Source organism: Pedobacter sp. G11, assembly GCF_003860265.1.
Classification (GTDB): domain Bacteria; phylum Bacteroidota; class Bacteroidia; order Sphingobacteriales; family Sphingobacteriaceae; genus Pedobacter; species Pedobacter agri.
Genome location: NZ_CP034190.1, coordinates 210991 through 235090, shown reverse-complemented (window position 1 = coordinate 235090; position 24100 = coordinate 210991). Strand labels below are relative to the sequence as shown.

The 24100-nt window shown below is 38.2% G+C and carries 24 protein-coding genes and 1 pseudogene; 11 read left to right on the top strand and 14 right to left on the bottom strand.

The window, feature by feature from the left end:
- Positions 1–85 precede the first annotated feature (85 nt).
- On the top strand, positions 86–277 hold the full coding sequence (locus EA772_RS00960) for a hypothetical protein (protein WP_010599955.1): 192 nt from the start codon (positions 86–88) through the stop codon (positions 275–277).
- 85 nt (positions 278–362) lie between these two features.
- Here the strand turns inward: EA772_RS00960 and EA772_RS00955 are convergent, their stop codons facing one another.
- The 7 genes from EA772_RS00955 to EA772_RS00925 all read right to left on the bottom strand — a co-directional run bounded on the left by EA772_RS00955 (position 363) and on the right by EA772_RS00925 (position 9043).
- Positions 363–1445 (bottom strand): sensor histidine kinase KdpD, encoded by a 1083-nt coding sequence (locus EA772_RS00955; RefSeq protein ID WP_124910832.1) that lies wholly within the window; start codon positions 1443–1445, stop codon positions 363–365.
- Positions 1446–1914: 469 nt separating this feature from the next.
- On the bottom strand, positions 1915–2403 hold the full coding sequence (locus EA772_RS00950) for a 2'-5' RNA ligase family protein (RefSeq protein WP_124910831.1): 489 nt from the start codon (positions 2401–2403) through the stop codon (positions 1915–1917).
- A gap of 35 nt (positions 2404–2438) precedes the next feature.
- On the bottom strand, positions 2439–2723 hold the full coding sequence (locus EA772_RS00945; protein ID WP_010599958.1) for a hypothetical protein: 285 nt from the start codon (positions 2721–2723) through the stop codon (positions 2439–2441).
- Positions 2724–3247: 524 nt separating this feature from the next.
- On the bottom strand, positions 3248–6370 hold the full coding sequence (locus EA772_RS00940) for a PAS domain-containing protein (RefSeq protein WP_124910830.1): 3123 nt from the start codon (positions 6368–6370) through the stop codon (positions 3248–3250).
- Between the two features lie 302 nt (positions 6371–6672).
- Positions 6673–7755, bottom strand: a complete 1083-nt coding sequence (locus EA772_RS00935) for an AI-2E family transporter (protein WP_124910829.1) — start codon at positions 7753–7755, stop codon at positions 6673–6675.
- A 227-nt stretch (positions 7756–7982) separates the two neighbouring features.
- Positions 7983–8552: a translation initiation factor IF-3 gene (infC, locus tag EA772_RS00930; RefSeq protein ID WP_010599961.1), complete on the bottom strand. Its 570-nt coding sequence runs from the start codon at positions 8550–8552 to the stop codon at positions 7983–7985.
- Between the two features lie 197 nt (positions 8553–8749).
- Entirely contained in the window at positions 8750–9043 is a 294-nt protein-coding gene (locus EA772_RS00925) for a hypothetical protein (RefSeq protein WP_010599962.1), read from the bottom strand.
- A 166-nt stretch (positions 9044–9209) separates the two neighbouring features.
- On the opposite strand from EA772_RS00925, the gene EA772_RS00920 reads away from it, so the two are divergent.
- From EA772_RS00920 to EA772_RS00910, 3 genes are all read left to right on the top strand, one after another.
- Positions 9210–9353 (top strand): DUF2256 domain-containing protein, encoded by a 144-nt coding sequence (locus tag EA772_RS00920; protein ID WP_124910828.1) that lies wholly within the window; start codon positions 9210–9212, stop codon positions 9351–9353.
- Between the two features lie 384 nt (positions 9354–9737).
- Positions 9738–9971 (top strand): hypothetical protein, encoded by a 234-nt coding sequence (locus EA772_RS00915; protein WP_010599964.1) that lies wholly within the window; start codon positions 9738–9740, stop codon positions 9969–9971.
- A gap of 85 nt (positions 9972–10056) precedes the next feature.
- Positions 10057–12099: an ATP-binding protein gene (locus tag EA772_RS00910; RefSeq protein ID WP_124910827.1), complete on the top strand. Its 2043-nt coding sequence runs from the start codon at positions 10057–10059 to the stop codon at positions 12097–12099.
- Positions 12100–12346: 247 nt separating this feature from the next.
- Here the strand turns inward: EA772_RS00910 and EA772_RS00905 are convergent, their stop codons facing one another.
- A complete protein-coding gene (locus EA772_RS00905; protein ID WP_124910826.1) occupies positions 12347–12547 on the bottom strand; it encodes a hypothetical protein in 201 nt (66 codons plus the stop codon).
- Positions 12548–12551: 4 nt separating this feature from the next.
- The gene (locus tag EA772_RS00900) at positions 12552–13166 is read right to left on the bottom strand and encodes a DUF3667 domain-containing protein (RefSeq protein WP_246834015.1); all 615 of its coding nucleotides are present in this window, start codon (positions 13164–13166) and stop codon (positions 12552–12554) included.
- Positions 13167–13627: 461 nt separating this feature from the next.
- Here EA772_RS00900 and EA772_RS21950 point away from each other — a divergent pair, with 461 nt between their 5' ends.
- From EA772_RS21950 to EA772_RS00890, 3 genes and pseudogenes are all read left to right on the top strand, one after another.
- The gene (locus tag EA772_RS21950; RefSeq protein ID WP_162097939.1) at positions 13628–13912 is read left to right on the top strand and encodes a hypothetical protein; all 285 of its coding nucleotides are present in this window, start codon (positions 13628–13630) and stop codon (positions 13910–13912) included.
- A pseudogene (locus tag EA772_RS00895) lies at positions 13843–14172 on the top strand (OmpA family protein); the annotation flags it as partial. The gene EA772_RS21950 and the pseudogene EA772_RS00895, both read left to right, overlap by 70 nt.
- A gap of 220 nt (positions 14173–14392) precedes the next feature.
- Entirely contained in the window at positions 14393–14848 is a 456-nt protein-coding gene (locus tag EA772_RS00890) for an NUDIX domain-containing protein (RefSeq protein ID WP_124910824.1), read from the top strand.
- Here the strand turns inward: EA772_RS00890 and EA772_RS00885 are convergent.
- Entirely contained in the window at positions 14845–15942 is a 1098-nt protein-coding gene (locus EA772_RS00885; protein WP_124910823.1) for a DNA alkylation repair protein, read from the bottom strand. The genes EA772_RS00890 and EA772_RS00885 overlap by 4 nt on opposite strands.
- 164 nt (positions 15943–16106) lie before the next feature.
- On the opposite strand from EA772_RS00885, the gene EA772_RS00880 reads away from it, so the two are divergent.
- Positions 16107–16949 carry an NAD(P)-dependent oxidoreductase gene (locus EA772_RS00880; protein WP_124910822.1) on the top strand — a complete coding sequence of 281 codons (843 nt, stop codon included), beginning with the start codon at positions 16107–16109 and terminating at the stop codon, positions 16947–16949.
- 25 nt (positions 16950–16974) lie between these two features.
- On the opposite strand, the gene EA772_RS00875 is transcribed toward EA772_RS00880, so the two are convergent.
- Positions 16975–18336 carry a hypothetical protein gene (locus EA772_RS00875; RefSeq protein ID WP_124910821.1) on the bottom strand — a complete coding sequence of 454 codons (1362 nt, stop codon included), beginning with the start codon at positions 18334–18336 and terminating at the stop codon, positions 16975–16977.
- Positions 18337–18525: 189 nt separating this feature from the next.
- On the opposite strand from EA772_RS00875, the gene EA772_RS00870 reads away from it, so the two are divergent.
- From EA772_RS00870 to EA772_RS00860, 3 genes are all read left to right on the top strand, one after another.
- Complete coding sequence (locus EA772_RS00870) at positions 18526–18915, top strand: BlaI/MecI/CopY family transcriptional regulator (protein ID WP_010600913.1); 390 nt, start codon at positions 18526–18528, stop codon at positions 18913–18915.
- Between the two features lie 26 nt (positions 18916–18941).
- Complete coding sequence (locus EA772_RS00865) at positions 18942–20783, top strand: M56 family metallopeptidase (protein WP_124910820.1); 1842 nt, start codon at positions 18942–18944, stop codon at positions 20781–20783.
- Between the two features lie 84 nt (positions 20784–20867).
- Positions 20868–21710, top strand: a complete 843-nt coding sequence (locus EA772_RS00860; RefSeq protein ID WP_124910819.1) for an alpha/beta hydrolase family protein — start codon at positions 20868–20870, stop codon at positions 21708–21710.
- A gap of 1 nt (position 21711) precedes the next feature.
- On the opposite strand, the gene EA772_RS00855 is transcribed toward EA772_RS00860, so the two are convergent.
- From EA772_RS00855 to EA772_RS00845, 3 genes are read right to left on the bottom strand one after another with little or no spacing between them, the layout of a single operon-like run.
- Positions 21712–22995, bottom strand: a complete 1284-nt coding sequence (locus EA772_RS00855) for a gluconate:H+ symporter (RefSeq protein WP_124910818.1) — start codon at positions 22993–22995, stop codon at positions 21712–21714.
- 27 nt (positions 22996–23022) lie between these two features.
- The gene (locus EA772_RS00850) at positions 23023–23205 is read right to left on the bottom strand and encodes a hypothetical protein (RefSeq protein ID WP_124910817.1); all 183 of its coding nucleotides are present in this window, start codon (positions 23203–23205) and stop codon (positions 23023–23025) included.
- Positions 23206–23245: 40 nt separating this feature from the next.
- Entirely contained in the window at positions 23246–23788 is a 543-nt protein-coding gene (locus EA772_RS00845; protein ID WP_124910816.1) for a lipocalin family protein, read from the bottom strand.
- Between the last annotated feature and the right edge of the window lie 312 nt (positions 23789–24100).

Sequence of the window (24100 nt, the reverse complement as noted above, 5' to 3'; positions counted from 1 at the left end):
ATTAATGAAAAAATAATTACTTTTTGGGGTGTCACTGAAAACAAATCAACGCATCGCCTGTTTTCTGTATATAAAATTACATGACATGGCACCCTTAAAATTAAGCGAAGAACAAAATGCAACGTTAACGAACAAAGATACCGCAGAAAAAGCAGATAACCAGCCTTTAGAGCTTCATCCAGAAGCTTACAAGGTAAAAGGACCATCTCCCGATAAGATGAATACTGTTTCTGCTTCTTTAAGAACTTATGCACACGGCCTTTACGGTTTGTTATAAATCATAACCCCTATTTTACATAAGCCCTTTTTCTTTTTAGATAGAGGGCTTTTTATATTGAAAAGAGAATCTTAACAGATTCTGGTTATTTTGGTAGCTGAACAAAAAAGGTTGTGCCTTTAAATTCATTCTCTTCAAACCAAATTTTTCCTTTGTGGGCATCAATGATTTTCTTTGCGATTGGTAGTCCCATACCGTACGATTTTTCACCTCTTGTTCCAATTCTTTTTCTGCGTTCTTGCGAAGTGAATAAAGAAGGTTTTAAATCGTTTGGAATCCCAATACCCTGATCTTTAACTTCAATAATTATGTGTTCATCAAATTCGGTAGTTTGCAATACTATCGTACTGTGATCAGGGCTAAATTTTATCGCATTGGTGAGCAGGTTGCTGATCACCCTCCAAATATTTTCGAGGTTGCAATCAAGCAAAATGGTCTGACTATCGATGGTGATGGTTTGCCGTTTTTCTATCGCTTTGTATTTTAAAATATTAGCACAATATTTTATAAGCGTATTTAATTCGACAGGCTCTTTCTTTAATACCGCATGGGCATCTTCTTTTTCGAGTATTGCGGTCATAAAAGTTAATGCGTTAATTCCTGCTTTTTGAATAATCGATATTAATTCACTTGCTTCCTCATTTAACTTGGTCTCATTCAGTAATAAACTGGAGGCACTCACAATCGCACCAATTGGGCTACGCAGGTCGTGAGCTATGATTTTGGTTACCCTGAGGTTTTCCGATTCGCTTTCTTCCAAGGCATTCATTATGTGTTGCATGTAGGTATTCTGTTCCGAAATCTGCGAATGTAATTGCTTTAAAAGTCTGTTATTCTCCTCATTTTTTTTCCAGGCTTTATGCATTTGAAAAATTATAATCAAAACCAATATGAAAAAGATAACTGTGGTTATTCTGAAAATTAGATCGAGTTGCAAACCTGCTTCTGAGCCAGTAATTATTGGAAAATTCAATAAGTCAACAGAGAAGTCATCCTTATCGATAGCTGCAGTGGCGGAAACAATCCGATCGATATACACAGCAGCATGGTCTTCCGTGTACTGTAAGCTTGTGCATCCTGCTAAAAAAATGAATAGCACAGCAAAACGAAGTGAAATGAAATTTTTTACAATTGCTTCGTGCTGAAGCGGAGGGATGTTAATAATCATAACGAATGTTTTATACCAGATAGGTTCACCAGCTAATTAAAAGTTCGAATCAAATTAATCAGCTAAGTAAATAGGCTTAACCTGGCAAGTAGAAGTGTAGTTTAGAGTTTGCTTTGAACCACACCTATTATCGTAAAAAGGATGATATAATATATGCGTATAAATACGTAGACTAAGTTACCTCTTTTTCAAGTAAATGCCTAATCTTAGGGGTGTGATACAACTATGGTGTGTATGAAAATTTAGCTTAAGTTAGCTTATATAGGAAGCGAGGTTTGCATTTCGCGGAAATTGAGTATCCTATCTAACATAAACATAAATTGTTTAGTAATCAGGCATTTGGCTAAATTTTGCATGTTGGGGCGTTCATGAAAGCTGAGGATATTTAAGTTTATCAATGAGATATGATTTAAGTGGAATATCAAATCATACAAGCTTTGATCTTCCGTTACAAATTACCAAGCAGTTTTTATGAGAATGGGAAATATTTGGTGTGCTCCCAGGGACCATTTAAATATAACCATAGGTCGAGGCCAGAAATAGTAATCTCAAATGGTTCGAAGGATGGATTAAGTTGATCAAATAAAGCTTTCGCCTGATCTGACCTCACCTTGTTTTGTATGGTAATGTGTGGCTTGAATTTTTGCTGATCTTGTAAAGAAAGGTATCGCTCAAAATTTTTCTTGAGCTTGCGATGTACATTTTCCAATTGTTCACTGGAAATAAAATAAGCCACACCATGGCCAATGTTTTTTAAACTACTAACTGTTGCTAATATTGGTTGCTTTTCAACCGATTGCAGCGCCTCCAGGATTTCTGCTGTTTTTGGTAGTGTATGAAACAATGTAAGATGAGCACTGAGAAAGTTTCTTTCCTTCGGAAAATGCATGTTTCTGAGGTCGTCAAAAAAGCTTTGGTGAATTTCATCTATCCTTGCAGTTAAAATAAATGTACTCATGCCAAAGCTATCTTTTTGAAGAAGGTTGTCAGAAATTACGCTGAAGCTTGATTCAGGCTAGCCTCTAATGCACCAAGGTAATCAAATGTTGCAAAACAATTTCCATTTACTTTCCTTATAATGCCTTTGAAACTCGAAGGATAATCGCCAACAGATTCCCAAGCCTGCTTAGCCGCCAATGCATAAGTAACCAGGTCTGTATCGTCCTTTACCAAAAATGTCATGGTGTTATCTCCTTCTACTCCTCCTCTATAACTGTCTATAAATTGAGTCTGATAATAATTCTGTGGAATGGCTTCGATTTCTTTGCTGTAATTCATAATATGATCTTGTTATTTTTGTAACATTATTTTCTGTTATTATGTTTTTTTTGTCAGCGAAATAACTGCATTTATTTAGTCGTTTTAAGAGTAAAGCCTGCTGCAGTTAATGCCTTTCTTTTGTTAAAAAACCTGAAGTGAGTAGTGCTTCAGGTTCTCATTAACTACGCTATTCCATCCGGAAATAGATCGTCCCATTAGTAATATAATAACATCCTAAATTAATTTTCATTACTCTTAATTAGAATAGTCCTTTAATACCATATCAACCTACCAGAGCACCTCATTTAAGAAGCCTCTTGCGTTAAAAAAATGAAATTCTTTTAAAACTTTTTAGGTGCATCATTGTCTTAAATGTACATCTACCTATTACATTTATTTGGTTATTAAGGCTGTTGATTTTTCAATAGCCTTTTTTTGTAATGAAGCTGTTGAGATTTGTTTTTATTACGCTACAGTTGGTTTATCTAATCAGAATATTGACGTTGGTTATAAGTTCTGGAAAAAAGAGCGACCTGCTTTTTTTAGCCGTTCGCTAGGTCAATAGGTAGGCTAAAGTAAAATGTAGAGCCTTTAGTAATTTCGCTTTCCAGCCAAATCTGCCCATGATGACGCTTAATGATTTCGGCACAGAGATAAAGCCCGATCCCAAAACCTGAAACCGTTTGAGGCTGATTCATTACGCGGTAATAGCGTTCAAAAAGTTGGTGCTGGTCTTCGGGCATAATTCCTATTCCTTCATCCTTAACGGCTACGATGGCAGAATTTTCATTTCGTGTACAGGATATTTCGATGGTGCTGCCTGTAGGAGAGTACTTCACCGCATTGGAAATAAAATTATTGATTACCTGACTAATTTTTTCCCGGTCGGCATTAACAAATATTTCTTCTGTTTTGAAAATAAACTGATGACTATTCAGCACAACATTAAACTCTTCATCAATTTCTTTCATGAGTAATGATAAATCGAAATGCTGCCTTTCGATATGAATTTTTCCAGATTCCAATCTTGAAACATTGAGGAAACTGTTAATCATATTCACCATTTTCTTCGATTGATTATTGGCTTTCTCTAAAACGCTCAAAGCAAAACTGTCTTGGTTTTTGCTGGCTTTGCTTTGCAGTAATTGTATATATGCGGTCAATGATGTTAAAGGTGTTTTTAGCTCATGGCTTACCATGCCTATAAAATCATTTTTACGTTGCTCATCTGCCTTTACTTCTGTAATGTCTGATACGATGCCTACCATTTTTGTGGCCTTTCCTTCATTATTGTACCTGGCCTTTCCATGTGCACTTACCCAATGGATTGATCCATCAGGCCAGCTTACTTCGTACTCTGCTTTATAAACCGTTTGGTTTTGAATGGCTTCATGCACCAGGTTTTTGATGGTTTCGCGGTATTGTGGAAGCATGGAAGCATATAAGTCAGGATAAGTAAATTCCCGATCAAGTGGCCATCCATAACACATTTTATACCGATCGTTACAAACCATTGTTCCGGTAGCCAAATCGACCTCGGTTGAGCCTAATGCACCAGCCTCAATGGCAATGTTCAGCCTGGTGTTAATTTCCAGAACTTCCTTTTTAGCATTTACCTGTTCGGTAACTTCAGTAACTACTTGCAAAATACTATCTATCTCTCCATGATCGTTTTTTACCGGTTGATAAATAAAATTGAAGAAACGTTCTTCGGGTACGCCATCTCTAAGAATATATACCTTATTTTCAACTCCATAATAAGGCGTTTTGGTGCGCAGTACATCTTTTAAGAGATCGATAAAAGGCTGATTTTCAAGTTCTGGCAGGATGTCGACAAACTTCTGCCCTTCAACAGCATCTGTTTTGCCCCAAATCTCGAGCATTTTTTCATTGGCACTTTCAACAATTAAATCGGCAGTTTTAAATACGTTTATGGCAACGGGTGCGTGCTGAATTAATGACCGAAATTTCCGTTCGCTGCGCTCCAGGCTATCAACCATGGCAGCCATTTTTTTTGTAGAGCTGATCTGTTCGGTTACATCAATCAGCACACCGCTTAAGCGAATGGCTTGCTTTTCTTTATTAAAAATTGCTTTGCCTTTTGCCCGAACAACTCTTCCATCTGTTTCACCAGGCAATTGAATCACATAGTTGGTGTCATAATATCCTCCAGATTCATAATTTAAAGCATTCTGGATGGCGTTAACTACCCGCTCACGGTAAGATTCATGAATCACATCGGTAGCCTGAGTTAGCTCAATTTCATCTCTGGGCTGTAGGCCAAACCATAATTTTGTTAAGTTGTTCCCCGAAAAACGACCAGTTTCCGGATTAAGATCAAATGTACCTAAGCCGGCAGCGTCAATTGCCAGTTCCAGTTCATCCTGACTAATCTTTAGCTTTTCATAAAGTGCTGATAATTCAAAATTAAATCTGGCCTGCTCCTCATTGGATGCAGTTAATTCCTCATTAATGGCAACCATTTCTTCATTAATGGCGGCAAGGTCTTCATTTAGTTTTTGTTTTTCTTCTGCTGCAATCTCCAGGGCTTGTTTCGCCAATACCACATCGGTAACATCAGCGGCGGTATTCATTACGCCATAAATTTCACCAGCCGCATTTCTTAAGGGCGTAAAAATATAGTTGAAGTAAAAGATTTTCGGTACGCCGTTTACTATTAATTCTAAGCGCTGATTTCTGGCCTCAAAAACAACACCCGTGGTAAAAACCTGGTCGAGTTGCTGAAATACGGCCTGGTTGGTAAGCTCTGGTAAAACATCCGCATAGCGCTTTCCAATCACATCATCACCTTTTCCCCAAACCCCTATAATGGATGGATTGGCGAAAGTAATTCTCATTTCCTTACCTGTGTAAACTCCAATTGGGAATGGCGCATTTTCAATAATACTCCTGGTACGAAACTCACTTTCAGCAAGCTCAGTTAAGGTTTGTTCCAGTCTCCTTCTGTTTCGAACTAATTCCTCATTCGTTGCCGCAAGTTCCTCGTTTGAAGCCAAAATTTCTTCATTCGAAGCCTCCAATTGCTGGTATAGCTGTTCAATTGTTTTTACACGTTCTGCAACCCTGCCTTCCAAAACCTCGTTTAATTGCTGGAAGCTTTCTTTGCTCAACTGCAATTCTTCATTTGTGGTATTAAGCTCCTCCATTGAAGCAGCGAGTTCTTCATTTATCGAAGCCAACTGAAAATTTAATTGTTGTTCATGATCTAAAGCCTTTTGCTTTTCTTCGCGATCTGCTGCGATATTAAGGGCCCGGTTGAGTTCGGTCACATTTGTGGTCGTGTGGAGAATATAATCCGTTTTGCCATTTTTATCTTTTACGGCCTGATAGATAAAATCGAAATAGAAAGTTTGCATTTCGCCACTTACAAATAACGCTGCGGGTGTATTTTTGCTTTCATAACTGATGCCGCTACGCCAAACCTCTTGCAGTATGCCAATAAAAGGCTGTCCAACAATTTCTGGTAGCGCCTGGGCGATAGTTTTGCCAATCACCGACCGCTCTTTTCCCCACAATGCAATCATTGCATCATTGGCAAATTCGATATAAATTTCCTCACCAGAATAAATAGCAGTAGCATTAGGAGACTGGCTAAGAATATCCACTATTTTCGTTTCTGTAAACCGTGTCGGCAAAGGCTTCATTACTATATTATTTTTATACTAAATGGATTTCACGAATAAAGGTAACGGTATCAGCTTGATTTTGGTTTGCCAAAAAGTAAGATTTTAATTATTGCAGATGAGCCGTATCAGTCTTTTTAATGTAATAGGAAATAAAATTAAGCAGGCAATTGCGTAATATCCCCTCCATGAAACTCATCCTCCATGTACTGCTCGCTCATCATTTATCATATCGCTATCGACGCAGCCATTAATGGTTATTGAATATTGCAATTATTATGACGAATTATGTCGGATAAGTAACAGCCGCGTTCACTTATGGGTTAAGGGTAAATAATGTCGTGTGTTCGTTTTTCAAGTTGCGGATCATCTGGGAACTTGCTGATATAAAATTCTTCGTAATACGCTTTAATAATTGCAGCCAAAGGTGTGGCAAGTAATGCACCTGTAAGACCAAAAGCTGTTCCCATTGCTAGCAACAGGAAAAGAGACGACATGGGGTGGATGTTCATTGTTGAGGAACGAAGTTTAGGCATCAGAAAATCGGATACCAGCTCGTTCAGTAACAAAAAGAAAACCAGGCACCATAAAGCCGTTGCCGGACTAACCGAAAGTGCTACAAGTGTAGGTGGGATAGCCATGATGTAAAAACCTATTTTAGGAATGAGCTCTGAAAAAAAGGCCAGTGCTGCCCATACCAGTGCACCAGGAACATTCATTAAGGTTAAGAAACCGTAAACCAATACCGCTTCAATCGCTCCACCAATTAGGTTCGATTTCATCCAGCCCACCAACATTACCGAAGTATGCTTCATGGCATTTTCGGCTTTTTCCCGTTGCTTGATTGGAAATACAGTTAAATATAATTCTACTATAGGCTTCGGGTTCCCCACAAAAAAAACCACCATACAGATAAAAACAATGAACACGAAAATTCCACCGATAACAGAGAATGAGAAATTGCCAATCCCCATAACGGTATTGCCCACAGAAGGCATCGCAGATGTGATGGATGAGCCACCTTCTCTGACCTCTTTTCGCAGTTCAGGAAATTTGCTGAGCAGATTATCGAGGTATCCGGAAACACTTGCATAATATTTTGGAAGGTTGCCAATCAACACATCCAGCTGATTACTTAAGTGGGGTACCACCATCCAGCCGAGTAGAAAGGTAATTCCAAAGATGATTAAAAAAACAATCAGGCTGGCTACCCAACGCTTCATGCCTTTCTGCTCGAGTCGGCTTACCGGTGCGTTGATAATCACACCAAGTACAATTGCAAAAATTCCAAGTAGTACAACACTAAGAATTTTATATAGAAACCAAAGCAGGATGATTAATCCGGCAGTGTAAAGGATAATTGAGGTTACTGTTCGAAAGATACCCTCATTTGTTTTAATGTTCATGCCATGAAATAACTTAGTTAGGCATAAAATGTTTGTACGATTTAAAAGGATTAAATTATTTATCCGAAAAAAAACGGCATCATCATAACATACGATTTATGCCTGTAGTCTATCGCCTGGTGATTTTGTGTTACATTATCCTGGTTTTTTAGGCTCCCTTACCAGAAAATATTTTAATCTGAAAAGGGAGCCGATGATCACCTGAATGAATGATGAAGGTTTTAAATCTAACGTTTTGCAGCTTTCGGTGCTAAGGTTAAAAACATTCGCTTGCCTTCTAGTTTGGGTAGCAATTCTACTTTGCCCACTTCTTCCAAACCCTGAGCGAATTTTAATAATAGGATTTCTCCCTGATCTTTATATACGATCGACCTGCCTTTGAAATGTACAAAAGCCCTCACTTTTTCTCCGCTTTCTAAAAATGAAACGGCATGTTTCAGTTTAAACTGGAAATCGTGTTCGTCGGTATTCGGACCAAATCGTATGTCCTTAATGATGGTTTGTTTCGCTTTACTCTTAATTTCCTTTTGCTTTTTTTTCTGCTCGTAAAGGAATTTGCTGTAATCGATAATGCGACATACAGGTGGAGTAGCATTCGGGGATATTTCAACCAGATCTAAGTCAAGTTCTTCCGCCAGCTTCAGTGCCTCTGCCAGCGGGTAAATGTTGGTTTCAACATTGTCTCCCGTTAATCGAACCTCAGGAGAGGTAATCAGCTGATTAATTTTGTGTTCTGCTTCTTTCTTTCTGAAGGGCAAGCGTGGCCCTCTGTAAAATCCTGCTTTTTTTAATGCCAAATTTGAAAAGTATTAGTGAAAAAATATAAACCAGAGCGTGGTTAATAATGATGGATTGATAATATAGGACTTTTTGAAGGGATATCCAAATGAATGGAATAATGATGACTTTTTAATACTATTGATTCCCGTCCAAACGTATAACGGTGCAAAATGTATAAACAGTCAGATATTGGGAAGTCCTATTGATTTTTGCTTTAACCTACCGCCAGTTCAGTAGTAACATTGCTTTCTATTCTCAGCGCCTCAAAAGTGATAAGAATAAATCCAGACAAAAGTAGCAGCAAAGCAAGTACACGAAGGAATTTTTCTGTTGTTTTTGTATTAACCATCCTGTCTGCACAGGTGAATCCGTTTATTCCGCTCACCTTTCTTCGTTCATTTCTGCGCCTCATGGCAATTAGGAAAATAAATGTTCCAAAAACTAAAAGTAAGATCCCGCTAATTACGGGCATTGTAGTAAAATTAAATGTTTCTTGTGTTTCAATCATAATAAAATAGACCCTTGAGGCGCTAAAAAGTTTAAAAAAAAATATATTTAATCCGCAGTGCAAAACATAATAATCCCGTTTTGGTTTGTTTTCTAATACATTTTTTTGCTCTGGATCAGTTGGCATTATCTGAAACCATTTGCAATGAAATAAAGCTGAAGAGTGAATGAAAGGTGTAAAAAAGCAAAATCTACCTGTTAAAATATGTCCAATTTGTAAACTTTCGTTTACCTGGAGAAAAAAATGGGAACGAAACTGGAACGACGTGATTTACTGCAGCGTAAAATGCAGGAATAACAAACAGTCATAAATAGCTTAAAATCAATTTTGCATTGCTGATGGAAAATTTTTAGTTAACAATAAGTAATCACTATATTTATGTCAAGCGAGCTTAAAACCTCAGTATTAAATCTAATATTATTAAACGCGATCTCTTTATAGGTATTTTATCGCTGCTAATATGGTTTTTGAGAAATTGGGGAAGCATTATTTGAGTTAGCACAGCACCAATGGATTTGCAAATCCTTATACTTATACCAAATGGAAAAAAGTCGCAACATTCATTATATTTTCATTCCGATCCTGCTTACTCGCCTGATTTAAGCACCATTAATCTTGCTGCCGATTGAAAACCATTTGCATAGTAATAGGGTTTTATGATTGTCCCGTCATCAGAATTAAAATTTAGAATCTCATGAGAACGGGAATAATTATATCATATAACCACACAGCAGGAGTTGGCTTTATTAAAGACAGCAACAAACAAAGAATCAGGTTTTACAATGAAGATAAAACAGTAGTTTTTAAGCAGTTTGATGTCGTTCAATTCGATATCAGTTTTGTGCGGAACAGTTTACAGGCCGTAAACGTGATAGGCGTAAGGGATAAAAAGGGAAATATCGTCTCTATGACAACCAATATCAATTAGCAATCTCCGTTACCACATTATTAAATTCAATTTGCATTCTCAAAAAGATGTTACTAACTTGAGTTATTCCCATTCAATTTGGTACATGCCCAATATCAAAAAATTAATCTACGTTTATCTCTTTGTTTTTGCCTCATCGGTATTGTTCGCTTGTAAAGAAACCCCGAGGGATGAACCCTTGAAAATATCTGATAAGATTTTTGACATTAAAGCCAAATCGGGCATGATGTACAAACGGGGGCAGCAAGACTCAGCTATACGGTTTTTAGATAGTGCAATAGCTAAAATTCAGTTAACCTCCGTAGAAAAGTGGAGTGTGCTGAATACCAAAACTGCCTATTTTTTAAACTTTAAGAAGAGACCAGATACTGCATTAAAACTTGCTGACAGCATGGTTAAGGTGGTAGAAGCTAAACCTGCTCTAATTAAACATTATATTTCTGCATTACTGGTTAGGGGAGATGTGTTGATGGATTTTGGATTATATGAAGATGCATTTGACGCTTATGTGCGAGCCGGTAAAATTTCAAACTCTATTTCAAAATGTTATGCGCTTTCTCCAAAGCTTGGCTTTCTACGATACAAACAAGGCTTTTTTCAGGAATCGATACCCTACTTTAAAAAGGGTTTTAACGAAACTTTAGCTTGTGCGGATACCAGCAGTTTTGAACAATCTTTTGTATCCCCTCAGGGATTACTCAATACCATAGGACTCTGTTTTGAGAAGTTAAAGCAACCTGACAGTGCATTATTCTATTATCAAAAAGCCCTGCGATTTATAGATGAACGAAGCCTGATCTTCCCTAACCGAACAGAATTTGCCCTTATGGCAAAAGGAGTGATTTATGGAAATATGGCTACGGCCCTTATGCAGAAAGGGCAGCATCAACAAACGGAGAAATTTCTGTTAAAATCCATCCAAATCAATAGTCAAAAAGGTGCTGAAAATGGCGATGCGCAAACTGCCCGGATAAAGTTAATCAACCTCTACACGCTTAGTAAACAGTATAGAAAAGCCAGATTACTGATTGAAGAGATGGAAAACGCTGATTCCTCCTTCAAAAATTTTACTTCTCAGGAATCTATCATGAAGTTCCTCTATGCCAAGTGGAAATTTTATGATACTGTACAAGACACCAAAATGGCTTATATTAACTTAGAGAGGTTTCATTTTTTAAAAGATTCAACGGAAACTGCCAATAGATCACGTCAAAATGTTGATGTTGAGCATGGTTTAAGAGATGCTGATAGAGCCCAGATGCTGGAGTTGCTGAAGAAAGATGCACAGTCAAAACAGTTTTTGATAGTGGTCGCTGGTATAGTGATCGCATTAATTTTTGTCATTCTTTTTATTGTGCTGAAAAACTTAAAACGTTCAAAGGCAAATATTGAAAGCCTGAACGCAGCAAACAACCTCGTTCAGAATCAGTATGCACAGCTCACGCAGGTCTTTAGCGTTTTAGAAAAGAGCCATGTGGAAAATGCAACGATCATGAAAGTAGTGGCGCATGATCTACGAGGGCCTGTTTCAGGAATCGTTCATGCAGCTAAATTAATCCTGGCTGATGAGGATTTGTCGGAAAATAACTTCCGGATGCTGCAATTGGTGAAAGATGCTGGGCTGAATGCCATATCATTAATTAATGAGATGTTAAATACCCACCATGGCTTAGGTGAAAAGGAACCAACGGATATAGCCAGGTTATTAAACGACAGCATGAATCTCCTGCAGTTTAAAGCTGAAGCAAAGGCACAGAAAATTTCGGTGACTGCTGATCACATTATTGTATTAGTGAATAAAGATAAAATTTCACGTGTAATCAATAATTTGCTCACCAATGCGATCAAATTTAGTGGAGAAAACGATACCATTACCATCGCCGCGGTTCAGCAAGAACAGGAAGTGGTAATCAGTATTGCCGATCAGGGGATGGGAATACCAGCGCACATGGGCAATGGTATTTTTGATATGTTTTCGGATAACCGCAGGTTGGGAACCGCTTCAGAAGAATCTTTCGGGATGGGGCTGGCCATTTCAAAAGAAATCATCGAAAGCCATGGCGGTAGGATCTGGTATACATCTATCGAAGGGGTAGGAACCACTTTTTATTTTTCGCTGCCACTATAATTTAGATCAGTAGATTTGTTCACGCACCGCTTTATAGTATGATTGCCATGCGAAGTCAAAACATATAGTTGCAAAGACGGTTCCCACTTCATATGTCATCCTGAACTTAGTCGGTGCAAAAACCCTCTCGATAGCAGAGACTTTTAAATCCAATTTTTCAAGCTAAAATCGCTGTTCCGGATGACGTCGCTTCGCCCCGTTAAAAGTTAACTTTCAAAAAAACACATACATAATACTTTGGTGGTGACTATTTTTCTTGTGTCGGGCTGACGCTTTTTTTCTTCAGCATAAAGAAAATAAGGACAATAAATGTAATTAGATAAAGCATGCCCAGGGCCGGTTTTCTAAAGCTTAAGTTTTGGAAATCAAATTCCCGGAATATGGCTAATCCGATAGGAAAGGCTAACAATGCAAAGCCAATATTGAAACCTATTTTGTTTTTTACCATATGTTTAGTGCTTGATTAGTATATCAATGGTTATGGTGATTACTGTTGAGAGGATAAGGAAGGTTAACATCCCTAGAAGGTAAGATGCTAATGCTTTCAGGTAGCTGGAAACTTTGTTTTTATTGAAAAAATTGCCAATTGCCCAAACGGTATAGCCAAGCCCGATCATACCTGCGATTTGCATCACTTTGGTATGGGTTAATCCTTCAATGATACCGAAAACTGCATAAATTAACATGCTTATACCCATTACAAAACATAGCAGTATCAGCAGTTCGAAGAAATTGTATTCGAATTTTCTAAAAAAAAGCTTAGTCCAGAATGCAATAAAAATGCCTATTAAAATATTTGCATAACCATAATGTCCCTGTACCCACTTAAAAAAAGATGTGGTTACAAGCATTTTATCTGACAGCTCTCGGTCATCCAGATTTACATAATGGTCTTCTACATGAAAAAAATTCACAGCAATGGAGTAAACCAGTGAGGTGATTACAATAAAAGCAATAGGTTTAACTAACCTGCTCCTGTTTTCATTAAGGTATCTTTTTATGGTGCGGCCGGGGTGGACAACAAGTTCCCGGATTGTATGAAAAATGCCTCTCTCAAAGTGTAACACATGTTCGATCTCATGGACAATATAATATGCATTAATCCTTTTTAGTTTTGAAGGTTGCCCGCAATCCGGGCAGTAGTTCGAGCTTATCTCGGTGTTGCAATTGATGCAGTTCATTTAATCAGTAATAGTTTGCGGTTATCCTTAATGACCAGTAAAGTTGGTAATATTATTATTCAATTTCAATTAATATTGAATAATTTTTACTTGATATTTTGTATATAAAATTCTACAAAATGGGTAAAAAACGCCCCTTATTTAACTCCTGTGAATTTTATTGTTTGCATTCGACGCTGTATCAGATAATGATATGCTTGGATTGGTTTTTGAATAAATACCGGTGATTGGATCATATATTTCATTCATAACCAAGACTCAAATCATCATTACCGCTCTTTCGTACAGCCAACTTCATTAATGAGGCTGCTGCGTCATGCTGAGGTATGATGACATTCATCAGCAGTATGAGAAAACAACTACTATTAGGTTTTATCCTCAGTATGGGGGCAGTTACTACTTTTGCACAACAAAAGGTAAAAGATGGTTCTATTACCACGGGCAATTTACCCAACAAAGATGCAATTCTCGAGTTAGAGAGCAGCAACAAAGGTTTTTTGCATACCCGTGTGCGTTTGGTACGTACTACGGATGCGGCACCATTAAGTGCCCACGTGGCCGGTATGACTTTGATAAATCGAACATCAGACCTGATGCGGCCATTGAGCTTAATAAACTCGTTAAGATTATGAAGGATAATCCAACGATCTGGATTGAATTGGGATCACACACCGATAGCCGCGGTAACGACCAATACAATAAATGGCTGGCCCAAAGCAGGGCTAATTCAGCGGTTCAATATATCATAGACCATGGAATAGATAAAAACAGGATCACTGCGAAAGGTTATGGTGAAAGCCAATTGCTTAACAAGTGTGCAAATGGCGTAAAATGTTCAGAAGCTGATCACCAGTTAAACAGAAGAACTGAGTTTAAAATCACAAAACAATAATTGCAGAAACGAAGAAATTGCAAATACAGATTAAAGGCTGTTCCGAAAGGAATAGCCTTTTTGCTTTTACTCCGTTTATGTTAAGGATGATCAGTACGTGTTTTAAAATATCATTGATGTTTGAAAACGAAAAGCAGAACAAGCGGCTCTATATTTTGTTTCATGAAAACAGACAGGTTATTGGTTTGTCGAAAGTTTATTATCCGGTTTAATTGATATCATGAGGGTTAGCGCAGGCATATTACTATTTAGAAGGAATACTACAGGGCTGGAGTTTTTTCTCATTCACCCCGGCGGACCACTTTTTGCTAAAAAAGATTTTGGGGTCTGGTCTGTTCCTAAAGGGGAATTCGATCAGGATGAAACACCGCTTGATGCGGCCATAAGAGAGTTTGAGGAGGAAGTGGGTACCCGAGTTGATGGGCAATTTATTGAATTAAACTCCATCATTCAAAAAGGGGGGAAGAAAGTTTTATGCTGGGCCCTGGAAGGTGATTTAGATCCTTCAACTCTGCACAGCAATACTTTCGAAATGGAATGGCCGCCAAAATCAGGTAAAAAGCAACATTTCGTTGAAGTTGACCGGGGCGAATGGTTTAATTATCAGGATGCCTGTAAAGCAATCAAAGACCGGCAAATTCCATTACTAGATCAGCTGATTACCATTATCGGTTAGGGCAATAGTTCGAAATTAAATATTGCGCTTTCAGCACCGTTAACAATGAGTGAAATTTGATGTTCGCCAGCATGGAATTTGCGTGTCGTAATCAACACAAATTTTTGCTTGCGCAGGATGTTTGTCTCATAACCTCCAGGATATATCCGTTCAGATATTTTAAAGACCTTTTTCGTGTTTTGTCCGTTTTGTTTTTTATAGTAAATGGCATATTCCAGTCTGATTTTCTTATCGGTTTCATTCTCATTTTTGATGCGGAATGAAAATTCCAGGCTTTCTCCAATTTTTACTTCCGGTGTATGTACAACGAAATCCGTAACGAGTATCCCTTTATCATCCAAGCCATAATGTTGCAAAATTTCCAGGTGGCCTTGCTTTAGTAAAGTTCTGCTTCCATGTTTAATAATTGCATCTGTTTCTATACTTATTCCTGACCATTTTTTTGCGATATCCAAAACTACCGTTGGATGATCCTTGGCAATATCATTCAAGCTATTGGCTACACTTCTTCGAACGTATTCTGATGGATCTTGCTTCAAGTTATTCAGGATCGGTAAAATTGAAGCAGGGTCTTTTTTAAAAAATGGAATAGCCATTGCCCAAGGTAAACGCGGACGGCTTCCTTCGCTGGCTAATCTCCGCACTTTGTGATTTTCATGATGCGACCATTCCAACATTTTCTGTATCATCTCTTGCCCGTACTTTAAAATAAAAGGACGAACCGCAAATTCACAGCTTACAAATTGCGTTACGAATTCCAGTGCTTCAACTGATTCTTCAAAATAGTCAATACCGTATGTTTCTAAATAATCTGGCAGGAACATAAACGCCAATCCATCTTCTCCAATGCCCGCAATACGCAGCTGCTGAATGGTGCTTTTGATCAGAGATATTGTGTTTGAATAATCATCAGGCATAAACTGATGCAGTACGAATGTGGTGTGCTTCATTCGTTGCTTCAATTCCATTTGCTCAAAATCAACAACATAAATATTTCTAATGAATTTTTTCTGATCAAAGCCAGGAACGGCGACCATAAGTGCGTTACACAATCTATCGTAAAAAGCCTGGGAATATAAATCTTTTAAGAGCATACTAAAATTTTAAAACACAAATTTAATCTTTGAGGCGGAAAGATTTTTTTATTGTTTTACACAAGATTTGCGCTTAATATCAATAAAGCGGGCTTTTAAAAAATACTTGGTAAACAATGAGCTTTTCTTTGATAGATTTGTTTGTCAAAATAAAAAACATAAATATGAAAATCGGATGGATTGGTTTAGGTAACATGGGAAATCCAATGGCTTTGCAGCTCATCAAAGCAGGCTATCAGGTTACCGTTTACAACAGGGACAAAAATAAAACTGCTGATCTTGAACAGGCAGGTGCTTTGATAGCAGAGACGCCCAAATCACTTCTAGATGCAGTTGATGTTGTTTTTCTGATGGTTTCGGATGATCATGCAATCAAACAAATTTTCGAATCGGAGGAGGGTTTGTTGTTGGCAGAAACCAGCGGAAAGATTATGATTAATATGAGCACAGTTTCACCGGCCATTTCAAAAGAGATGTACGAGAAAAGCAAAGAAAAAGGCCATGATTATCTCGATGCGCCCGTTTCAGGAAGTGTGAAACAGGCAGAAACCGCACAGCTGGTGATTATGGTTGGTGGAGATGCCGATGTTTATGAAAAAGTCAAACCCTTTTTGGAAAAACTGGGCAAGCTAAACATCAGGGTAGGAGATATTGGAGCTGGAAACCAGGCGAAACTGGCTATTAATTCCTTATTGGCGGTATATACTCAGGGTTTAGCCGAAACGGTGTTATTTGCCAATCAAAATGGAATCAAAACCGATGATCTGCTCAATTTGATCAGCAATGCGGCCATTGGAAATACCTTTACCAAAATTAAGGGCGACGCCATTCTAAATGATCAATACAAAGCCGCATTTGCCTTAAAGCACATTGTAAAAGATTTAAGGTTAGCCAAAACCGAAGGTATTTCATCGCCATTGGCTCAAACCACCTTGAAAACCTTTGAAAATGCCGAAGCAAAATATGGGGAAGAAGATTTAATCGCCGTGTTTAAAGCTTTAAAGTAAGCACTCAAAAACCGGGTTCAACTGATTACATTTTCATTAGGTTAGGGTAAATTCTAATAAAAGCTTGAGCACCAACCGGATATTTTCCATAAAGCTGATCCATCATGGGGTTGGCTTTATAGAAAGTTACCTGAGCACCAATTGCGGTTTTAAATTTATTTAAACTTAAAACATCATAATTTAAACCTAGGGTTAAGCCATTAACGCCGAAAAGCCGTTGTCCATAAAATTCTTCATTAAGTGCAAGTTCTTCGGCTGATTTTTGTACCCATTCATAACGGGTATAGAATGAGAACTTATTGACACGATATGCGCCTTCCGCCAAAGCAGCATTTTCCGACTGATGTCCTTTTGTTTTATTCATTCCCCACAAAACCGTAGCATTCAAGCTTTGGGCTTCTCCCATTGGCAGCGAATAAATTGCAGATGCGATGGTTCGCTTAACATCTTCCCCCTCATGTAATACTTCAGGACTTTTGATCCAGCCTTGAGAGACTTGCAACGCCCAATTTTGGTTAGGGTTGAAGGATAACCTTGCACTGTAAGAGTCAAATCTAGGTTTATCAAAATCAAATCTGTTTTCATCCGGTTCCCGTCCGGTAAACGACGAAGCTTCAATTTTAAATTGATTATACCTAAAACCCAGGGTAGCGACACCAAATGTAATATGTGTTCCGTCATTCCAATGATGAGAGATTGGTGCATCGGGGTTTGCAAGTGCAGATGGCCGATGCATAAAAGCTACAGAGCCTAAAGCCGGTTCCCCCGGATATCCGAGATAGAAAGTCAGATCTGCTTTTTCTGAAAATGCATGGGTGTATGCAACAGAAAGTTCTGAGAATAAATCATGAGGATGTTGACGATCGACTAAGGGCTGACCTTTCCAGCTTTCTCCGGTTTGAAAAAGTAGTGGATAACCTGCACCACCTTCAGTCAGGCGATCAAGCGACAGCATTGAGCTAAAGTGGAACAGGCCATTTTGGCCAACTTTTCTTTGTCCCATGAACATGAACCAGTTAGGGGCATCAAATTTTTCCGCCCCTCGCGATCCTTTGTTTAAAATGTCTTGTTTAGTATATCGCAAAGCGATGTTTCCATGAAGCATGTACATCCAGTTTTTTGAATGCAACATCATTCCATACATAGGCGAGGCATCGGGTAACCAGGAAGTGCCGGATCCGTTTCGCTGCATAGGTAAGTTTAATGAATACGCATGACTCATCGGTGGCCCTGGTTTCATAGTTGCCATCTCTTGCATGCCCTTTGCCGTTCCTGAACTGTCTTTTTCCATGGAGTCTTTTGCAAGTTGATGCATTTCATGTTGTGCCTTGGCCGTAAGGGTTGATAATACAATCGAGAATATCAATACCTGTAATTTATATTTCATGAGTTAAGGGGGATTTATTTCTATGAATCAAAATTAGGCTACATAAAATTTTATGTATTACATCATTAGCGAAATTGTTTATATAATTTCTAAATTGATTATCAAGATTTTGTGTTAATCGCTATATCTATTTAAAAAAAAATATGAGGTAATATTTGTATCGTACGAAAAACATCGTACCTTTAATTTATGAAGAATAATCAAACTGATCATCATTTGCCAGAACCGACCAAAGCTGAGTTAGAAATCCTGCAGGTGCTCTGGGAATTTGGTCCAGCTACAGTCCGGTTTGTAAATGATAAGCTGAATGAAAACAGGGAGGTGAATTATACTTCAACACTTAAACAAATGCAGGTACTAGCGGAAAAAGGAATTTTAAAACGTGACGAAAGCCAAATGAAGCACATTTATATTCCAGTAGAAGCCGAGGAAAAAACTAAGGTTCAGTTGTTAGATCGTTTTGTAAACACCTTATACAAGGGGTCAGCATCTCAGCTCATGATGCAGCTTTTAGGCAATGAAAAAACTTCGAAAGCAGAAATTGAGGAAATTAAAAAGTTATTGGATAACATGGAGTAAAGCTGTTAAAATTCAAATAAACTATAATGGAATTTAAATTGATTAACTTTTTGCCTGAAAATTGGTTAAATGCACTGGGTACAATGCTTTTTCACTCTTTGTGGCTGGGTGTTGTGCTGGCTGCCTTTTCTGGTGCGGTGATGTTTGCTACCCGCAAAACAAGTGCAAAAGTTCGTTACAATCTGTTAACAGGTTGTTTATTGTTATTTGTTTTTACCGTTTCCCTAGTATTTTATTTAGCACTAACAGAAAAGCCAGATTCATCAGCGACTCCACTTGCAGGCGAGGTAAAGTTAAATTTAATTAAGCTGCAAAATGTTCAGACTTCTACTTCCGATTTGCAATTTATTATTTCTTCTGGCATCAATAAGACGCTAGGCATCTGGAATGATTATCAGACTCAAATCGTGTTGATCTGGTTTTTGATTATTTGTGCTAAAAGTGTGCAGCTTCTGTTAGGGGTAAAGCGTATTTATTATTTGCGAAATAATCAAGTTTATGCCGCAGGAACGATATGGGATGAGCATTTGGAGCTGCTTTCTGATAAACTTGGTTTAAGCCAGCGGATAAAATTGCTGCAATCAGGATTAGCAAAAGTGCCTATGGTTTTAGGACATTTTAAGCCGCTTATATTAATTCCACTCGGCTTATTAAATGGACTGGCTACAACCGAGGTGGAAGCGATACTGGCCCATGAACTGGCGCACATTAAACGACGGGATTATTTGATTAACCTCTTACAAAGCTTCATTGAAATTATATTCTTCTTTAATCCGGCGGTACTTTGGGTATCGCATCTTATCAAAACTGAGCGTGAACATTGCTGCGATGATTTGGCCATCCAATGTGTTAACGATCGAAAAAATTACGTTAAAGCCCTGGTTTTTTGTCAGGAGTTTGAGCAGCGTGCACCTGCTTACGCAATGGGCATTACAGGCAAAACCGGCAGCCTGCTGCATAGGGCAAGCAGGATGTTATTGAACACCAATTCAACTTTAAACAAAATGGAAAAAACAATATTAACCATCGCCCTGATAGGCACTGTGATGTGTACCGTGGCTATTAAAAGTGTAAGCAACGCGGCTACTGTGAGTAGCAAAACAATTGCTTCTTCAGTTTTTCAGGACACGACAAGAAAAACAAAATCTGCCGAGCAGATAGAAAAAGAAATTGATCAAAAAATGAAAGCTGCGGAACAAAGTAGTCAGTCTGGTAAAAAAGCCGATTTGGGTCAAAAAGCATTGAAGCAAGATCGAATTACCGCAAAGCAGATCGAACGTAATGCAAAGCAGTCTGCCGATGATGCCCGTTATGCTGCAGAGGAGAAAGAGTATGCCGAAAGCGAAAAGAAATACAAAGCGGCAGAAAAAAAGTATGCGGCTGATGGGGCAAAATATGCTCAGGCAGAGAAGAAATGGGCTGAAGAAGAAAGAGCCAGAGCGCAGGAGGATAAAAAAGGAAATAGAACCCCTAAGGTACCAAAACCACCAAGACCAGCAGGAGCGGTTGTTTCGCCAATGCCACCAACACCTCCAGCCCCGGGCATACGTGCTGTTCCTCCAACACCTGCTACACCGCCAACGCCTCCAAAAGTACATGGCAGCATTACTGTTAACGAAGGAAATACCGTACATGTAAACGTGGAGAATGGTAAGGATAATACGGATAAGATTAGTGCTGAATTGCTAAAGGATGGATTAATTTCTAATACCACAAATCTTTCATTTTCATTGGATAAAACTAATCTGGTGGTGAATGGGGTAAAACAAAACAAAAGTCTTCACACAAAATATAAATCTAAATACCTGGAAAGTGACAATCATTCATTGTCTTATGTGGTGAATGTTACTAAGTCAACAAAAAAATAAACTTTCCTTATCATGGTGCAATGCATATGATTTTGCTTTGCGGTGAAAATGTTCTAATTTCAATTTGAAAATCATCTTTCAGATATGAAAAAAGGAATATTCATTGGCCTGGCCATACTTATCTTTTCATTAACATCGGAATTTACTTTTGCAGCCATTGTTGATACAGTTGTTACGCAAAGTAAATCAATGAAAAAAGAAATTAAAGCTGTGGTGGTAAAACCACAGCTTTATGAAGGATCTGCTAAAAGATTTCCTGTTTTATATTTATTACACGGTGCAGGTGGAAAATACTCAGACTGGCTGCTAAATACTAAAGACAAGGAAGCAGTAAAAAAACTTGTAGATAATTTTGGAATCATCGTTGTTTGTCCGGATGGTGGCGTAACGAGCTGGTATTTTGATAGTCCAATTGATCCTACTTATCAATATGAAACTTATGTTTCAAAAGAACTGATTGACTTTATTGATGGCCGTTACCGAACAATTAATGATAAAACCGGAAGAGCAATTACAGGTTTAAGTATGGGCGGGCACGGAGGGTTGTATCTTTGCTTCAGGCATCAGGATGTGTATGGCGCCTGCGGAAGCATGAGTGGAGGGGTGGATATCAGGCCATTCCCTGAAAACTGGAACATTGCCAAACGACTTGGTCCTTACAATCAGTTTCCGGAACGATGGGAAGCCAATACAGTAATTAACTTAACGCATTTATTAAGCACGAATAAACTTGCCATCATTTTTGATGTAGGTAGAAATGATTTTTTCTATGATGTTAACGTGGCGCTGCATGACAAACTGATTGCTCGTAATATTCCTCATGATTTCACCGTTCGGCCTGGCGTACATAATTTCGAATACTGGGAGAATGCCATAGCTTATCAGATGATGTATTTCAGTAAATTTTTCGATAAAAATCAGAAATAGATTAAACCTGATTTAAAATTAAAACGCCAATTAAGCCTAAAATAGAAACGATGCTTTCCATTGCGGTCCAGGTACGAAAGGTTTCCTTCAGGCTAAGGTTAAAATATTCTTTGAACATCCAAAAACCTGTATCATTCACGTGAGAAAACATTAAACTACCCGCACCAACGGATAATACCATCAACTCTGGCGAGGCATTTGGGCCAATCAATGGTAAAACCATTCCTGATGCAGTAACTGCGGCTACAGTAGCTGAACCAAGCGTTACCCTGAGCGAAGCAGTAATCAGCCATGCTAAAAATAAGGGAGATAAATTCAGATTTCCAGTCAGGTTTTTTACGGTTTCGCCCATTCCGCTATCAATTAATATTTGTTTAAATGCACCGCCTGCAGCAATAATCAAAATGATCATGGCAATGCTTTTTACACCCTCTGTACACGATGCCATAGCCTTTTCAATATTCGTTTGTTGAACAAGTACAGTAATGATAATAGAGATTAATAGTGCTGCTGTAGGATCTGAAAGAAAATTGAATATGGATTTGGCCGGAAAATCTATATTGATGCTATTGCCTATCGTACCAGCAACGATCAAGAAAACCGGGAGCAAGGCCGTGATAAAACTTCTGCTGGCTGATGGAAGATCGCTACCTTCTTCAATGAGAAGATCTGTTACAATAGGCTGGTCTTTCTTAATAATTAGTCTCGGGAAAAATATGCCTGCGATTGCGGCAATTGGCAGCGTTAGAATCAGGCCATAAATCAGGGTTTTGCCAATATCCGCATGGAAAATTCCGGCAAGTGCAACAGGCCCGGGGTGGGGCGGCAAAAAGCCATGTGTAACCGACAACGCGGTGGCCATTGGAAGCCCAATATATATTTTCGAAAGTCCGGTAGCTGCAGAAATAGCAAAAATCAAAGGGATGAGTACCACAAAACCGGCGTTGTAAAATAGCGGGATGCCAACCATTAACCCGGTGATTAATACCGCCCACTGGATATTGTTTTTACCGAATGCCTTGATTAGAATAAAGACAATTTTCCTGGCCGATCCACTATCTTCGATCAATTTTCCCATCATGGCACCTAAGGCAAGCACCATTACCATTCCGCCTAAAGTACTGCCAATTCCGCTACTAATGGAGCTCATCACACTGCTTGCCGGCATACCCAAAAACAATCCGGTAAGGATGGCTACTGCAAGTAAGGCAATCATCGGATTAACCTTTTTCAGTATAAGGATAAAGAGTAAAGAAATGCCTAAAAGCAGGATAAGTAATGACATGGTTGCAGATGGGATTGGTAATGCAATTTACTTTTTTACCGTGATTGTTCTGCCTGTTACCAGATGAAATTCATAAATTCGATACAAACCATCATCATTAACTTCTATGCTTTCTACTAACCCTGTTTTACTAAAGGTATCTGTAACCATGTCGCCAACCTTTACATCCTGCAGTATTTCTCCTAGGGTTTCATTATTCAATCTGATCATGCTATAAAAGTATGATTAAAATGAAAAATAGCATTATAAATTATTGATCATGCTTCGTCCAAACCAGTTCAGCTGTTTTATAACCCAAACCTTGAGCTTTGGTTAAATAAGCTTGTTTAACCTTTTCAGGAATGGTTTTAGTTCTGGATAAAATCCAAATGTAATCCAGGTTATTGCCCACCACTAAAGCGTATTGGTAATCCTTATCGATCTCGATTACATTATAGCCTGCGTAAAATGGGCCAAAAAATGAAACTTTCAGCCTTGCTTCATTGCTGTCGTTTACAAATTTGGCTTTGCCGATACTTTGTTTCCATTCTTTTTTAACGAAGTTATAACCTTTATTATCAACTTTAATGGTACCATCTTCTTTTAAGGAATAGGTTGCGGTAACATTGTTCAGGTCTTTCTCAAATTTAAAATCCATTCGGGCAATTTCGTACCAGGTACCCAGGTATTTTTCTTTTTGAAACGGTTTTACAGCGGTTGCACCTTTTGGTATGGTTACGCTGCAACTCGCATAGCTAATGATAATTACGCCCAAAGTGGCCAGTAATATTGCGTTTCTTAGCTTATTATTCATTCTTATCTTTTTAGATTAAATGAACAGCCATTCAATAAAAAAGGTTTTTCGGACATCCACATTTAACGTAATGATAACCTAATTCCGAAATAATCAATGTGTTAAATTTGATTCCGGATCTGACGAGGCAATATTACTTCGTGAAGCAATTGATATGGTATAATTGGTCAATAATCCTATTACAAAATTAGCGGTTGGCAATTGCCAACCGCTTTTATTATATTTGAGTATCGACTAACGCTTTATATTATGCTATTTTTCCTCGTACCCTTTTATTTTGTTTTGTTTTTCGGATGGTTAATTTATGCTGGA